Origin of the sequence: Bacterioplanoides sp. (assembly GCF_965226395.1) — a bacterium.
Classification (GTDB): domain Bacteria; phylum Pseudomonadota; class Gammaproteobacteria; order Pseudomonadales; family Oceanobacteraceae; genus Bacterioplanoides.
The window spans coordinates 1,221,740-1,236,264 of the sequence record NZ_OZ245358.1 but is presented as its reverse complement, the minus strand read 5'-3'; the positions used below and the strand labels follow the sequence as shown (position 1 = coordinate 1,236,264).

Genomic DNA, 14,525 nt, shown 5'->3' with positions numbered 1-14,525 from the left:
CTGTTATCCAATACAATAAGGATTTATTCCATGCGTAAACCAGAACTGGCTGCGGCCATTGCTGAACAAGCTGATCTGAGCAAAGAAAAAGCATCTGAAGTGATCAACGCGATCACCGATCAGATTGCCAAAGCACTGAGCGAAGGCGATTCCGTAAGCCTGATCGGTTTTGGTACTTTTGAAGTACGCGACCGTAAAGAGCGTCAGGGTAAAAACCCGCAAACTGGTGAGCCAATCACCATTCCTGCGGCTAAAGTACCAGCATTCAAAGCCGGTAAGGCTCTGAAAGAGGCAGTACAATAAGTACTGATGCCCAGCTGCTGACTCGTGAGTGGGTGAAGCAGCTGGTGATCGGCGAAGGGCTCTGTCCCTTCGCTCACCCCGTGTTCGACACCATGCTGATTGATGTCAGCGACAGCACCGATTTAGAAACCGTCACCGCCGAATTTATGCATCTGCTGCAACAGGTTGCTGACGCCGACCCGCAACAATTGCCAACCGCTTTGTTTGTCACCCCCAATGTGCTGCACGACTTTGATGAATACTGGAACTGGGTGGGTATCTGCGACAATTTACTGTATCAGCTGGGTTATGAAGGTATTCTGCAGCTGGCTACCTTTCATCCGCAGTATCTGTTTGAAGGCGAAGATGAAGCGGATATGAGTCACTTCACCAACCGTGCGCCGTACCCAACACTGCATATTATCCGTGAAGCCGAAATGGAAGCCGTTCTGGCTTCGGCCACCAAACCTGAGCGTATTCCGGAAAGAAATCGTAAACATATGCGCCGTTTGGGACGAGAAGGGCTGTTAAAAGCTATGCCTGCTCTGGCAAAATCCCGGGTGTTTGACGACCCACGCTGATGTTAACGTCATTATCCAGCGTGGGCTAACGAGCATGATTTATCCCATTCAAAACAAAGTAAGGTACTCACCATGATTAAATTTCGTCTGCTGTTATGGGCGTTAGGCCTGATGATGAAGAAGTCAGCGAAAAACAACCCGGACTTCCGCGAGCAGCTGCAAGGTAAAGATCTGGTCTTTCAACTGCAAACCGCTGATGGCGCTATTGTCCGTCACTATGTGGTTAAAGATCAGCAAGTAAAAAGTAAAGGCAAGGCACACGCTGACCCGGCGTTTTCCATCAGTTTTAAAGATGCTCAGACCGGCCTGGCAGTGCTGACCTCAAAAGACAAAAATGCCTTTATGAAGGGCATTCAAAATAAAGAAATCACGCTGTCTGGCGACTTTAAAGCCGTGATGTGGTTTCAGGGGCTGGCAAAATTAATGAAAGCCAAAAAGAAGAAGTAAGCCGAGAACAAACGGCTTTAGCGATATCTAACGGAGTAATGGCGGGTAATGTTTTTGAGAGCAGCAACAGGATGTTGCGACCGCCCGGCAGGCACATGGATGTGCCTTCGGGGCGGCGGCAAAAAACATTATCCGTTATCAACTCCGTATCAGAATGAATAACCGGAATTAACAACCGAAGTTAATAAAAAGGAATCTGAGATGAATCTGACCAAACGAATTCTTATTGCCATGGCGCTGGCGGTGGTGCTCGGCAGTATCACTCAGGTTCTGCTGGCAGATGACGGCCTTAATCAGACCCTGCGTTATATCCTCGATGACCTGCTGGCAAACGGGGTATTTTTTGTCCTCGGTAAAATTTTTGTGGCCAGTTTAAAAGTGCTGGTGGTGCCGCTGGTGTTTGTGTCGCTGGTGTGTGGTGTGTGCCACCTGAAGGATCAGAGCAGTCTGGGGCTGCTGAGTGTTAAAACCATCGGTCTGTATATCATCACAACCGGTTTAGCCATCTCTCTGGCACTGTTTCTGGCGACTTTGTTTGAACCGGGCTCCGGCGTATCGCTACAAACCGAAGCCAACTACAAAGCACCAGCAGAGACCTCGCTGAAGCAGGTGTTTATCAATATTTTCCCGACTAATCCGATTGCCGCCATGGCCGAAGGTAAAATGCTGCAGGTGATCGTATTTGCAGTATTGATTGGTTTGGCGATTGGCCGTGCCGGTGCCGCCGGAGATCGGATTGGTGCCACCTTTAATGACTGGAACGAAGTACTGATGAAGCTGGTGACCTTGTTAATGTCATTAGCGCCATACGGGGTGTTTGCTCTGCTTTTCAGCTTGTTTGCCAAACAAGGACTGGGAACCGTCGGCGACTTAGCCATTTATATGCTGACGGTGGTGGGTGCTCTGGCGGTGCATGCATTGGTGGTATATCCGCTGATCCTGAAAACCCTGACGGGTTTGTCACCGGCTATTTTCCTGAAAAAAATGCGCAATACTCAGCTGTTTGCTTTCAGTACCGCGTCCAGTAATGCCACTCTGCCGATTACCTTGCGTACCGTGGAGCAACGACTGGGGGCCGATAATCGCGTGGCATCCTTTGCCGTGCCATTAGGTGCCACCATTAATATGGACGGTACGGCTATTATGCAGGGCGTGGCGACTGTGTTTATTGCTCAGGCGTTTGGTCTTGATCTGGCACTGACTGATTACTTGTTAGTGATTGTCACCGCGATGTTGGCGTCTATCGGCACGGCCGGTGTTCCGGGTGTCGGGCTGGTGACACTGGCACTGGTATTACAACAAGTGGGTCTGCCGGTTGAAGGTATTGCTCTGATTATTGGTGTTGACCGTATTCTCGATATGATCCGCACGGCGGTGAATGTCACCGGCGATGCCATGGTTTCTGTGACAGTGGCTCACTCGGATGGCGCACTGAATAAAACCATCTTTAATGACCCGCAAGCAGGAGACGTAAAAGCATGATTCGGCGGTTATTTTCAGTTATTGGGTTACTGACTCTGGCAACCTTACCGGCGTTAAGCTGGGCAAATTCAACGGCCGCCGCTCAGCAAAACGGTTTACAGCACGACGTTGAGCACGAGCAACAGTTAGCACGGGTGATTGAGTTATCCGGGCTGACCGGTTTAAGCCTGCAAGCACGTCATCTGGCACAACGTGAACTGAATAAACAGCAGGCTGCCTTGGGCTTTCAGTATCAGGTTGCCGGTCGGGTGACACAATTATGGTCGCCAGTGCAGTTAACTGAACGATTAAAACAGCCGCTGCAATCTCTGACTCAACAACAGTTACAGCAGCTGATCAAAACTCTGAACAGTCAGGTGATGCGCCAGGCGCGCAGTAAAGAAAATGCCGCAGTGGCGGGTCAGGATTCGGCTGAGTTTCTCGCTTATGTTGAGAAGTTACGAGCGCAACCGCCTTCAGTCGGGCGCTTAAAAACCATTAGCGATCTGGATCAGGCGATGCACTTTTCCGATCTGATTTTACAGACCCGGGCGTCTGTCTATGCCCAGTTACAGGCGGTATTAAAAAACTGGCAGCCACCGGCGAACTGGCAAACCCAGTTGCAGGCGGAAGCGCAGGAATTTCTGTTGTACACCTATCGCCGCACACCTAACGACGGCATTGCGGCACTGACCCGGGCCTACCAGCAACCGGCTTTAAAAGCCTGGTTACAGGCCTCGTCGACTTTATTAAAAGACCCTTCCTGATTTCCGGAGCCTGTTTACAGGTTCCAACTCATTATTTTGTATGAATACAGGCCGTAATCTAATCGGCCTGCTTTGACCTATCCCTGAAAGCATAATTTGTAATAAAACGTTCGTACTAATAATAAATCTGATCATTTCAGAATCAGACACCATCGATTCCTATACGCTTACAGGAAACACATCATGAACGTAAAAATCCCTCTGACGACAGTCACCAAAACAGCCGCTACATTCGCTGCCACAGTATGCTCCACAACAGCACTGGCGATGAGCTCTGCGCCACCACCTTCAGATCCGATTGCCGATTTCCAGAATAGCTGGGCCGGTAAAGCCCTGGCGATGCAACGTCAGCTGGATCTGAACGAGCCATTGAGTCAAAGCAGTATTCTGGGCTCTCACAACAGCTATAACTCGCGAGAGTACCGGACGGCGCTACGCTACCTTGATCCTCAGCAGATTCACTCTATGTATGATCAGCTGCGTTTAGGAGCGCGTTTCCTCGAACTGGATGCACACTGGACCTATAAAATTGATGGTTTCGACTGGGGCAACGATATTCTGTTGTGTCATTCCGGGATTGGTCAGAACTTTGGTGATGTGCATGTGGGCTGCAGTCTGGCGGATCGTCGTTTAAGTGATGGGCTGGACGAAGTGCAGCGCTGGCTGAATGAAAACCCGACGGAAGTCATTATTCTCTATATCGAAGACCATGTGGATGGTGAACACAGCCGTTTATGGAATACTTTAAACAGTAAGCTGGGCAACAAGTTTTACACCTCTGGCGGCTGTCAGAATATTCCGGCCAACCTGAGTAAAGCCGATGTGTTAATGGCCGGTAAACAGGTGGTGTTATGGAAAGATGGTGACTGCTCCAGTGATGCCGCGATGGCGAATGTGGCCTTTGGTGGCTTGGGTAATATCAGCCGTATCTGGGAAGACCGTACTGGTGTGGGTGCCATTGGTGCTTTCTTTAACGGCACCGCCGTTAGCCGCCTGGAAGCCGCGGATATCGAACGCGAGTTTAAAGCTGGCCGAAATCTGGTGAATCTGGACGACATTACCCATGACGATGGACGTTTGGAAGCGGCTGTCTGGTCGTGGGATCGTAATGAACCGAATAATGCCGGTGGCGATCAGGACTGTGCGGTGCAGTGGGGCAATGGTCGTTGGGATGATGACTACTGTGGTAATCAATATCACTTTGCCTGTGAAAACCAGGATGATGGCTCTTGGAGCCTGAGCACCACCACTGGCGCCTGGACCGAAGGCACCGCAGCGTGTGCGGCACTGGCGGGCAATTACACCTTCTCTGTGCCTGCCAGCTCGGCGGATAACGAAGCGCTGCGGTCAGCGAAAGGTGGTAACACACACGTTTGGCTGAACTACAACGATCGCCAGCAGGAAGGTCTCTGGACTCGTTAATCTCTGACCCGCAAACCGAACGTTTTGCGTTATAGTCATCCGCTTATCTGGCGGATGACTCTATTATGCAGCGGCAATCGGACTTCTACACCACCATTTCAGCCTGGCCGCTGGCGATTGCCCGGGCGTTACAACAACGCGGCATAGAGCCCCAACCGCTGTTACAGCAAGCCGGAATTGATTATCAGCAGGTGCAACAGCAACCGGATGGGCGTATTGATATTCATCGTATGACTCATTTATGGCAGCTGTGTGAGCACTACAGTCATGACCCTGCATTTGGTTTGGCGGTGGCTGAATGTGCCATGCCCACCCATTTCCGGGCATTGGGGTTGGTGGTGATGACCTGCGATAACCTGTTGCAGGTGCTGGAGAAGCTAGCCGAATATTACGCCCTGGTTTCCAATACCGTTCAGGTTCGTTTGCAGCACCAGCCAGACCGGGTGGGCTTTTGTGTTGAACCACTGGCGAATGTGGAAGTCAGCCCGTTGGCTATTGAAGCGTTTTTTGCTGTGATCCGTAACCTGACTCAGCAAGTCAGTGACCTTCATTTATACCACCCATCAGACCCTTTGATTGTTGCAACACAACTGATGCGTGCTCAGCCCGCAGACGCCAGCCGCTGGCATCAGGTGTTTGGTGAGCCGGTTGAATTTGCCTGCGACGCCTATGGCTTATGGTTTTCACGTCAGCAATTACAGCAAGCGCCGGTGATGGGTAATCAGGAACTGCGCTTAGCCAATGAAGCGGCGGTGAAAAAATACCTCGATGGCTTACAACTCAGTGGCTGGCGTCATCAAGTGGAGCACTATATCGTCGCTAATCTGCAGCAGGGAGAGCCAACGCTGGCCGAGGCTGCCCAGCAGTTTGCGGTGAGTGAACGCTCCTTGCGGCGCTACCTCAGTGACGAACACACCAGCTTTCGTGAATGTGTTCAACGCGTGCGACAGCAATTAGCGCAGCGTTTATTAATTCAGGAGCTGCCAGTGACGGAAGTGGCCTATCGTACCGGCTTCAGTGACAGCAGTAATTTCAGCCGGGCGTTCCAACGCTGGACCGGGTTAACCCCGGCCCAGTATCGAGATGCTGAAAAGTAAGTTCACGAGTCTCTATCAAGCTCTAACAACCTGCTAGGGCGTCACAATATTAAAATTGGCATCCGGTTGTTCAAATAAACTGAAGAAGCCAACCAGTTCCAGCAGGCTGCCATCCACCGACAAATCATCGGAAAACAGGGTTTCGCGGATACCGGCATTGCCCAGCAACATATCCACAAACAACTCGTGGCTGATGGTTAAACGGGCAGCGAAGTTGTCGTCAGATCGCAACGGACGATGATGCAGTACCGAGTTTTCGATCCATAAAAAATACTGTTCGTTTTTATCGCTGATCGAAATCGCCATGGCGGCTTGATCGTCATCCACGTCTTCCGCCTTTAAGCGTACCGACATCGAATCAAAGAAGTTGCTCACGGGTGATTGCATCAGCACGTCTTTCATCTGGCGAATATCAATGCCGTTATTGGCTTTGCCATGGCGCAGCTCTTTAGCGGCGGATAAATACACATCGCGCCATGGGCCGGATTCAGCCTGAAACCCCAGTTGCTCGTAGGAGTCGACCAGCAGGTTACGGGCCGCCTGATTGTCTGGCTGGGCAAACACCAAATGATTTAATAGCTCGGCGGCCCAACGATAGTCACCCTGATCGACCGCGCTTTGGCTTTGTTGCAATAAAGCATCCGCACCACCGGCTAATGTCACATAACGGCTGGCCGTCTGGCTGGCAGGCAGCGGGTCAAGATGAGCCGGATTACCATCGTACCAACCCATATAGGCCTGATACACGGCGCGGCTGTTGTGCTTCAGGGTGCCGTAATAACCACGGCTGGAAAAGGTGTTGGCTAATGATTCGGGTAGCTGAAGGGTTTCGGCAATTTCATCACTCACCAGACCGTTATTCAGATGACGCACGGTTTGATCGTGAATGTACTTATAGGTATCGCGCTGCTGGGTCAGGAAGGTCTGAATCTGTTTCTGTCCCCAGATAGGCCAGTGATGGCTGCCAAAATAGATATCGGCATCAGCAAATAATTCCTTGGCCTCGTTGATATAAGCGCTCCATTTACGCGCATCACGTACCTTAGTGCCGCGTAAGGTATAGAGGTTATGCATGGTGCGTGACACCAGTTCGGCGCCACAAAATGCTTTGTGCTCAGGCAGATAAAAGGTCATCTCTGCCGGTGCTTCGGATTCTGGTGTGTATTGGAAAACAAACGGCACACCATCAATGGTTAATTCACTGCCGGTTTCGCTGATTAAGGTATTGGGTTCACGAATACCAAACGCACCAAAGGCTCCGCCTTTCCCCAAGCCAGACCCCACATGGCCGTTGGCATTACGCTCCAACCCACGCCCATACATATAGGTCGCGCGGCGGCTCATGGCGGTTCCGGCAATAATGTTTTCGCTGGTGGCTTCTTCTAAAAAGCCGTGGGGAGCAACGATAGGAATATCATCGGCCAGATAGTCGTTCAGCCCCAGCACGCCACCAAAATGATCAATATGGCTGTGGGTAAAAATAATGGCGGAGATCGGCTTTTGTGGCAGATGTTGCATGGCAAAATCAATCGCAACCTTAGCGCTTTCTTTGGCGGTGAGTGGATCGACCACAATCCAGCCGTTTTGCCCTTCAATTAACGTCATATTCGAAATATCAAAACCACGCAGCTGATAAATGCCAGGGCTGACTTCAAACAAACCATGAATGGCATTTAACTGCGCCTGACGCCATAGACTGGGATTTACAGTATCGGCAGCCTCGCCATCGAGAAACTCATAATCGGCCATACGCCACAACAACTCGCCGCGCTCGCTGATGACCTCTAACGCATCCGGACGGGCAATCAGCCCTTTATTAGCTTGCTCAAAATCGGTCAGATCCTGAAAGGGCAATTGCTCAGAAACGGCACGATTCGCTTGTTGGGTGGTGGCACTGGCGGCGCTGTTGGAGGAGTTAGATATTTGGGGTGAGTTGGATGGTTTGGATGATGGGGATTCACTGCAGCCAATCAGCAGCGTGCTACATAAGGCGGTTGCCAACAATGAGTGCTTCATAATGGTCTCGATGGTTATGCTTATTGTGTGATATCGAGTGTAAAGCGCTGTGATATAAGGTGAGTGGTCTGAAGTGGCCAGTAATGTGTCTTTACTGGCCACTGGAAACAGCAGCCGATTAATCGGTTTTAAACTGACCCACCTGATCATTCAGAGTGTGTGTTTGCTGGCTGATGCTGTCGGCATTATTGCTCACTTCCTGAGCGTGAGCCTGAATGGTATCTGCCTGGCTGACCACTTGCTGCAGCTGCTGATTAATGGCTTCGATAATATCCATCTGCTGGCGACCGGCGCTGGCAATATCCGAATTCATGCGATTAATATCGCCCACCGAGGCTGAAATGCTGTTCAGTGCTTCACCGGCTTCACGGGCTTTGCTGACACACACGCTGGCTTGTTCGGTGCTTGATTGCATGGTGTTTACCGCTGAGATTGCGCCCGATTGCAGGCGTTCAATCATGGTTTGGATTTCGGTAGTGGACTCCTGAGTTTTGGAGGCCAGAGAGCGAACTTCATCCGCGACCACGGCAAAGCCACGACCCTGTTCACCAGCCCGGGCGGCTTCAATAGCAGCGTTTAATGCCAGCAGATTGGTTTGATCGGCAATGCCGCGAATCACATCCAGAATGGTGGCAATGGTATTGGAATCGTTTTCAACCGTGCGAATGGCTTGCGAGGCTTGCTCAATATCACGTGATAACTGATCGATACCGGAGATGGCGCTTTGTACTACATCCAGACCTTGCTTCGACTTCTGGTCGGCATCGGTGGTGGCTTCTGCAGCGCTGGAGGCACTGCCAGCAACGTTCTGAGAAATATCCACCAGACTCGACATCGACTCCGCTGAGCCGGATAAAATACGCTGTTGATCCTGAATAGCTCCCTGCGTCTGGCCGGTCATGTTGGTCATGAGGTCGGACGTGTTTTTCACCCCATCAGTGGTGTGACGTACCTTAACCACCAGCTGATAAATATTTTCAGCAAAGCGATTAAAGCCTTTCGCCAGAGTGGCCAGCTCGTGATCGCCTTCAGCACGTAAGCGGCTGTTCAGGCTGCCGTGACCACGGCCAATATCCTGCATGGCATCCACCACACGCTGTAACGGAGTAAAGATCACTTTCATAGCCAGGAAAGCCGCGATGGCCGTTGCCAGGGCAACCAGCAGCTGTAAGGTGGTGGCGATGGTGTCCCACTGCTCGGCGGCGTTTTTGGCAGCGTCCACTTCTGCGCTGGTGCGCTGGTCAAGTGCCGCAAAGAAACGGTTCACCGGTGTCATGATCTTACTCACTTCATTGTGATAGTTGGCATCGAACAAAATCCGTAGCGCAAAGATATTCAGATCTTCACCAGAGCGAGGCTGAAACGGGCCGGATACCATTTTGCCCTGTTCAATAATGGCCATCGCCTGACTTTCGGTGGCGATTAATGCGTCGGAGTTATTACTGGCCTGCTGCAGTAAGGCGAACTCCTGCTCAGAAAACCCCAGTTCCTGCATGATGTCGCGCTGTTTACGTGACTCCCCCGGGTACAGGTCTTTGTTAACACTGGTCGGGCGCGGTATTTCACCATTACGCCATTTCACGATATCCCAGTACTGACGACGATAAGTGTCTTCGCCGGTTGAAACATAGGTTCTGGCCAGGCGCGTCAGGTTCATGGAGGAATGACGGAATTCATCGGCTAACTGAAACGACAGGTAGCGCTGTTTGGCACTGCTAGCGAGTTGCTGGGTTGACGTTGTTGCCTGCTGAGAGGCCCAAACCGCTATCAACATCGCAATGATGATGCCGCTGAACAGGGCAATGACTTTATTTTTTAACATAACGGGGTCTCATGGATGACGGTCTGAAATACAGAGAGGGAGTAAAACGCAGGTTTCCTGGCACTTCCCGGTGCGTGATATCAGCCGTGAATTTCATTGTTTAACTCAGAAACTATAGATTGGTTTATTGATTGGGCAAGACAAAGCTGACAATTTTAGTGGGTTTTGGACAGGTTTTTGAGTCACAGGCACAGTTGTTTGGAGCAAGTCTTTTAGGCTTCTCGTGGTTGCCGGACTGCTATAAGCTGGGTTGATTAATGAAAAACTGTCATAGCTGGGCGCTAATCTGATACCTAGCTATCTGTATTGAAGGACATTCCATGATTATTAAGCCCAAGATTCGCGGTTTTATTTGCACCACAACCCACCCAACTGGCTGCGAAGCCAATGTTCAGGAGCAGATCAATATCACCCAAGCCCAGGGTGATGTCGTCAATGGCCCAAAGAAGGTGCTGGTGATTGGTTCGTCCAGTGGTTATGGCCTGGCGTCGCGCATTACCGCTGCGTTTGGTTCTGGTGCCGCGACCATTGGTGTGTTCTTTGAAAAACCGGCCACCGAGAAAAAAGCCGGTACCGCAGGTTGGCATAACTCGGCAGCCTTCGACCAATTGGCACACGAGGCGGGCTTATACGCCAAGAGCTTAAACGGCGACGCTTTTAGCCACGAAGCCAAAGCCAAAACCATTGAGCTGATCAAACAAGACTTAGGTCAGGTGGATATGGTGGTGTACTCGCTGGCATCACCGGTACGTAAACTACCAGACAGCGGTGAGCTTATTCGCTCTGCCCTGAAACCCGTGGGTGAGGTGTATAAAGCCACCGCCGTTGATACCAACAAAGACACCTTATTTGAAGCCGAAGTTGAACCGGCTAATGAGCAGGAAATTGCTGACACTGTGACTGTGATGGGCGGCGAAGACTGGGAATTATGGATGTCAGCTTTATCCGAAGCAGGAGTTTTGGCGGAAGGCTGTAAAACCGTGGCTTACAGCTATATCGGTACTGAAATCACCTGGCCGATTTATTGGAACGGCGCTTTAGGTGAAGCGAAGAAAGACCTGGACCGTGCCGCACATGCGATTGATGCTGAAATGAAAAAGACCGGTGGTTCAGCGAATGTTGCGGTATTAAAAAGCGTCGTCACCCAGGCCAGCTCGGCAATCCCGGTTATGCCGCTGTATATCGCCATGGCCTTTAAGAAAATGCGTGAACTGGGTATTCACGAAGGTTGTATTGAACAGATCAACCGTATGTTCCGCGAGCGTTTATACCGCAGTGACGGTGCCGCTCCTGAAGTGGATGATAATAATCGTCTGCGTCTCGATGATTGGGAATTACGCGCTGATGTTCAGGAACATTGTCAGGCGTTGTGGCCAACATTGACCGACGATAACCTGCGTGAATTAACCGATTATCAGGAATATAAAGACGAATTCCTGAAGCTGTTTGGTTTTGGTATCGACGGTATCGACTACGACGCGGATGTGAATCCGGTTGTACCATTTGATGTGATTGATATTTAATTCGCGTTTATTTTATTGTCTGAGCCCTGCACGATGCAGGGCTTTTTTATGGCTGTTACATCCTCTCCTGATAGCGGTACAATCACCAGCCAGACAGCAACCAGTCAACATCATGAACCGCAAGAAAAAGATCAAAACTATCCTCACCAAAAAACTGAAGAAAACTCAGAAGCGTGAGGCGCCGAAGAACTCTAATAAGCCGCGTTATATTTCTAAAGCTGAGCGGGCGGAACTCGAAGCAAGTGTTAACAGGCCAACTGAAAGTCAGGATCTCTCTGAATAAATGGAATGGTTAGAGCCGGGTTACGCCGCATTGTTTCTTCTTTCTTTTATGGCGGCCTCCTTATTACCTCTGGGTTCTGAGTGGTTGTTGTTACTGATGCTGGCGCAAGGTTTTTCACCACTTTATACCGTCATGTTTGCCACAGCTGGCAATACACTGGGCAGTTACCTGAGCTATGCCTTAGGTTATTGGGCACATGAGTGGTTACACAAGAAAAATAAGTTGCAGGGTACTGGCTGGCAAAAAGCCGAACGCTGGTTCCGGCGTTATGGTATCTGGAGTTTATTATTGTCCTGGGTTCCTGTGGTAGGAGATCCGCTAACCTTGCTTGCCGGTATATTAAAAGCGCCATGGCAAAAAGCGCTGCTACTGATTTTAATCTCTAAGCTTGGGCGCTATATCATTGTGGCGGGGTTATTTTCTCTGGCCGCTTAATAGTCGTTAATATAACGACGGATGGTTTTTTCAAATAAGCCGTTTTTTCTCATTTCTTCCAACTGATTCCGCCAGAGATGAATCACAGAATCCGGTGTGTTCAGCGAGCTCGCCATGTAGAGGTGGGGCTCCATAATCACCTCATTTTCAATCAGGTGATTGTTATCTAATCCTTGTTGCTGAATCAGATAGTGAGCCAGATGAAACTCCGTAAACCAGTATTTCACCAGATGATTGGTCAGAAGCTTCAGGCAGGCCTCTTCATTTTTAACAACAATATAATCGGGATGATTATGCTGTTTAAGCCAGCTTTCCATGGGAGTGCTGTAGTGCACGCATATTTCTCCTCGCAGAGGAGAGGACGAAATGGAACCATCTTCCCAACTCAGCATACCGATGCGGGTCGGAACCAGAGGTGCAATCCAATTAAAATGTGATTCACGATCCGGAGTTCGGGCTAAGCCTACCAAAAAGTTACCGGGCTGTTCGATCATCTTTATGGCCCGTTTGAGAGGGATAATATCACTACGTGAGGATACCCCCAGCGACAGCGCCGCCTGTTCAACAATCTCAATATTGATGCCTGTCACGGTGTTGCCCTGTAACCATGAAAAGGGCGGTACATTGGCTCCCAGAAACTGTACTTGTGCTGCGGCCGGGTCAATATCGGGCTGAGCGAACGATAGCCGGGCAGAGCCAAAGAAAAGGCAGAATATAATCAGGTATACAAACCCGTGATAATTTTTATTATTGATAGCGGATCTCCATAACACGCTAATAGCTGATTTCCGGGTCTGAACATAAGCCTTGCACGGATATTCGGCAAGGCTTATATCTCAGAGTAATGGAATTTTGTTTAGCGACTTGTGCCATTGGAGGCATTGTATAGAGTTTGTGCTGCTTGCTGATGGCACGCCATTAACTCGTTCAGATCACCAGCCAGCCACTCTTTATTTTTTACTGTCCACTCACCATTAATCATCACCGCATCGGCTTGAGAGGCACCACATAACACCAGAGCGGCCAGAGGATCATGCGCACCACTGAAGCGTGGTTCATCGAGTTTGAATAACGCCAGATCGGCTTTTTTGCCAACGGCTAATTCACCAATATCCGGCCGTCGTAATACGGCGGCAGATCCTGCTGTCGCCAGGGCGAGTGCATCCAGATGGGTAAATTCATCGGCCTGGTAGCGTAAACGCTGAATTAATAGTGCCTGACGAATTTCCTGCATTAAATTGCTGTGGTCATTAGAGGCGCTGCCATCAACACCTAAACCGACCGGGCTGCCTGCGGCTTTTAATTCATTGACCCGACAAATTCCCGAAGCCAATACCATATTTGAGGATGGGCAATGACAGATGCCAGTGTTAGCTTTTCCTAAACGGAGAATTTCTTCATCATTAAAATGAATTCCATGCGCCAGCCAGGTGCGTTCATTTAACCAGCCAACAGATTCGAGATAATCCAGTGGCCGTAAACCAAACATCTTCAGGCAGAAATTATTTTCGTCTTCGGTTTCGGCTAAGTGAGTATGCAAGCCAACGTTATATTTTTCAGCCAGTGCAGCACTGGCTTTCATAATGTCCTGAGTGACAGAAAAGGGCGAGCAGGGTGCGAGTGCAATTTCGACCAAAGCATTCTCATCTTGTTGATGCCAGCGTTTTATCAGGCGCTCACTGTCGTCGAGAATTTGTTGCTCGGTTTGCACGACTGTTTCCGGAGGCAAACCACCGTCTTTCTGACTCAGAGTCATAGAGCCGCGAGTTAAGGTCGCGCGCATTCCTAGCTTCAACGCAACCTCAGCTTGCTGGTCAATCGCGCTCTCCAATCCTTGGGGAAATAAATAATGATGATCTGCGGCGGTGGTACAACCGGATAACATTAATTCCACCATCACCAGCTCGGTTGCTGTGGCATGTGCTGCGGGAGTCAGCTTGGCCCAAATAGGGTACAGAGTCTGTAACCACGGAAATAATTTTTTATTCAGTGCCGGAGGGCAGGCCCGTGTGAGTGTCTGATAAAAATGGTGGTGGGTATTAATTAAGCCGGGCAATAACACATGCTCTCGGGCATCGAAGGTCTGATGAATATCAGATTGCGGTTGCTGGCCTTTAGCGACCAGCTCGATAATACGATCGCCACTAATCACAATACCGTTACTGGCATCAGTATTATTGGCAGTAAAACAGGCCAGCGGATGTTTAATCCAGATATTTTTCTGCGAGTGAGATAACGATTGTGATGCGCTCGTCGACATAACTGCTCCTAAAAATAAAAATTAAGGAATTCAGAAGTGTCCTTATAAATACAATATAAATACGCTTCCGAAACGAGCAGTGACTTGCGTGTTAATCTGCTGAAGCCAATGTAGCAGGTGGAGCAGAAA

15 protein-coding genes are annotated in these 14,525 nt (G+C 49.9%); 11 read left to right on the top strand and 4 right to left on the bottom strand.

The genetic code is table 11. The features are described from left to right. Positions 1–30: 30 nt before the first annotated feature. The 7 genes from ACO05E_RS05665 to ACO05E_RS05635 all read left to right on the top strand — a co-directional run bounded on the left by ACO05E_RS05665 (position 31) and on the right by ACO05E_RS05635 (position 6,057). Positions 31–303: an HU family DNA-binding protein gene (locus ACO05E_RS05665; RefSeq protein ID WP_255857891.1), complete on the top strand. Its 273-nt coding sequence runs from the start codon at positions 31–33 to the stop codon at positions 301–303. Further along, positions 300–863, top strand: a complete 564-nt coding sequence (locus ACO05E_RS05660) for a DUF1415 domain-containing protein (RefSeq protein WP_419813663.1) — start codon at positions 300–302, stop codon at positions 861–863. Before ACO05E_RS05665 ends, ACO05E_RS05660 begins: the two co-directional genes overlap by 4 nt. A 72-nt stretch (positions 864–935) precedes the next feature. Further along, a complete protein-coding gene (locus tag ACO05E_RS05655; protein ID WP_419812013.1) occupies positions 936–1,310 on the top strand; it encodes a helicase in 375 nt (124 codons plus the stop codon). Positions 1,311–1,511: 201 nt separating this feature from the next. Beyond that, on the top strand, positions 1,512–2,792 hold the full coding sequence (locus ACO05E_RS05650) for a dicarboxylate/amino acid:cation symporter (protein ID WP_419812012.1): 1,281 nt from the start codon (positions 1,512–1,514) through the stop codon (positions 2,790–2,792). Continuing rightward, a complete protein-coding gene (locus tag ACO05E_RS05645; RefSeq protein WP_419812011.1) occupies positions 2,789–3,538 on the top strand; it encodes a hypothetical protein in 750 nt (249 codons plus the stop codon). Before ACO05E_RS05650 ends, ACO05E_RS05645 begins: the two co-directional genes overlap by 4 nt. Before the next feature lie 183 nt (positions 3,539–3,721). Continuing rightward, a complete protein-coding gene (locus tag ACO05E_RS05640; protein WP_419812010.1) occupies positions 3,722–4,960 on the top strand; it encodes a phosphatidylinositol-specific phospholipase C domain-containing protein in 1,239 nt (412 codons plus the stop codon). A gap of 65 nt (positions 4,961–5,025) precedes the next feature. After that, positions 5,026–6,057 carry an AraC family transcriptional regulator ligand-binding domain-containing protein gene (locus ACO05E_RS05635; RefSeq protein ID WP_419812009.1) on the top strand — a complete coding sequence of 344 codons (1,032 nt, stop codon included), beginning with the start codon at positions 5,026–5,028 and terminating at the stop codon, positions 6,055–6,057. A 33-nt stretch (positions 6,058–6,090) separates the two neighbouring features. On the opposite strand, the gene ACO05E_RS05630 is transcribed toward ACO05E_RS05635, so the two are convergent. Both ACO05E_RS05630 and ACO05E_RS05625 read right to left on the bottom strand, forming a co-directional pair. After that, on the bottom strand, positions 6,091–8,073 hold the full coding sequence (locus ACO05E_RS05630) for an alkyl/aryl-sulfatase (RefSeq protein ID WP_419812008.1): 1,983 nt from the start codon (positions 8,071–8,073) through the stop codon (positions 6,091–6,093). 118 nt (positions 8,074–8,191) lie between these two features. After that, positions 8,192–9,895 (bottom strand): methyl-accepting chemotaxis protein, encoded by a 1,704-nt coding sequence (locus ACO05E_RS05625; protein ID WP_419812007.1) that lies wholly within the window; start codon positions 9,893–9,895, stop codon positions 8,192–8,194. Positions 9,896–10,215: 320 nt separating this feature from the next. Here ACO05E_RS05625 and fabV point away from each other — a divergent pair, with 320 nt between their 5' ends. From fabV to ACO05E_RS05605, 4 genes are read left to right on the top strand one after another with little or no spacing between them, the layout of a single operon-like run. Beyond that, positions 10,216–11,418, top strand: coding sequence for an enoyl-ACP reductase FabV (gene fabV, locus ACO05E_RS05620; protein WP_419812006.1), 1,203 nt, complete (start codon positions 10,216–10,218; stop codon positions 11,416–11,418). A gap of 48 nt (positions 11,419–11,466) precedes the next feature. Next, the gene (locus ACO05E_RS05615) at positions 11,467–11,595 is read left to right on the top strand and encodes a hypothetical protein (protein ID WP_419813691.1); all 129 of its coding nucleotides are present in this window, start codon (positions 11,467–11,469) and stop codon (positions 11,593–11,595) included. Continuing rightward, entirely contained in the window at positions 11,549–11,701 is a 153-nt protein-coding gene (locus ACO05E_RS05610; RefSeq protein ID WP_419813662.1) for a DUF2986 domain-containing protein, read from the top strand. The genes ACO05E_RS05615 and ACO05E_RS05610 overlap by 47 nt, the downstream gene beginning before the upstream one ends. After that, positions 11,702–12,136: a YqaA family protein gene (locus tag ACO05E_RS05605; RefSeq protein WP_419812005.1), complete on the top strand. Its 435-nt coding sequence runs from the start codon at positions 11,702–11,704 to the stop codon at positions 12,134–12,136. Here ACO05E_RS05605 and ACO05E_RS05600 read toward each other — a convergent pair. After that, positions 12,133–12,726 carry a substrate-binding periplasmic protein gene (locus ACO05E_RS05600; protein ID WP_419812004.1) on the bottom strand — a complete coding sequence of 198 codons (594 nt, stop codon included), beginning with the start codon at positions 12,724–12,726 and terminating at the stop codon, positions 12,133–12,135. The two genes, ACO05E_RS05605 and ACO05E_RS05600, sit on opposite strands and share 4 nt — an antisense overlap. 266 nt (positions 12,727–12,992) lie before the next feature. Next, positions 12,993–14,396: an 8-oxoguanine deaminase gene (locus tag ACO05E_RS05595; RefSeq protein WP_419812003.1), complete on the bottom strand. Its 1,404-nt coding sequence runs from the start codon at positions 14,394–14,396 to the stop codon at positions 12,993–12,995. Between the last annotated feature and the right edge of the window lie 129 nt (positions 14,397–14,525).

Excerpts from the sequence above, each read along its gene's own strand:
- ACO05E_RS05665 (WP_255857891.1), top strand. The coding sequence starts at position 31 with ATGCGTAAACCAGAACTGGCTGCGGCCATTGCTGAACAAGCTGATCTG.
- ACO05E_RS05655 (WP_419812013.1), top strand. The coding sequence starts at position 936 with ATGATTAAATTTCGTCTGCTGTTATGGGCGTTAGGCCTGATGATGAAG.
- ACO05E_RS05650 (WP_419812012.1), top strand. The coding sequence starts at position 1,512 with ATGAATCTGACCAAACGAATTCTTATTGCCATGGCGCTGGCGGTGGTG.
- ACO05E_RS05645 (WP_419812011.1), top strand. The coding sequence starts at position 2,789 with ATGATTCGGCGGTTATTTTCAGTTATTGGGTTACTGACTCTGGCAACC.
- ACO05E_RS05640 (WP_419812010.1), top strand. The coding sequence starts at position 3,722 with ATGAACGTAAAAATCCCTCTGACGACAGTCACCAAAACAGCCGCTACA.
- ACO05E_RS05635 (WP_419812009.1), top strand. The coding sequence starts at position 5,026 with ATGCAGCGGCAATCGGACTTCTACACCACCATTTCAGCCTGGCCGCTG.
- ACO05E_RS05630 (WP_419812008.1), bottom strand. The coding sequence starts at position 8,073 with ATGAAGCACTCATTGTTGGCAACCGCCTTATGTAGCACGCTGCTGATT.
- ACO05E_RS05625 (WP_419812007.1), bottom strand. The coding sequence starts at position 9,895 with ATGTTAAAAAATAAAGTCATTGCCCTGTTCAGCGGCATCATCATTGCG.
- fabV (WP_419812006.1), top strand. The coding sequence starts at position 10,216 with ATGATTATTAAGCCCAAGATTCGCGGTTTTATTTGCACCACAACCCAC.
- ACO05E_RS05615 (WP_419813691.1), top strand. The coding sequence starts at position 11,467 with ATGGCTGTTACATCCTCTCCTGATAGCGGTACAATCACCAGCCAGACA.
- ACO05E_RS05605 (WP_419812005.1), top strand. The coding sequence starts at position 11,702 with ATGGAATGGTTAGAGCCGGGTTACGCCGCATTGTTTCTTCTTTCTTTT.
- ACO05E_RS05595 (WP_419812003.1), bottom strand. The coding sequence starts at position 14,396 with ATGTCGACGAGCGCATCACAATCGTTATCTCACTCGCAGAAAAATATC.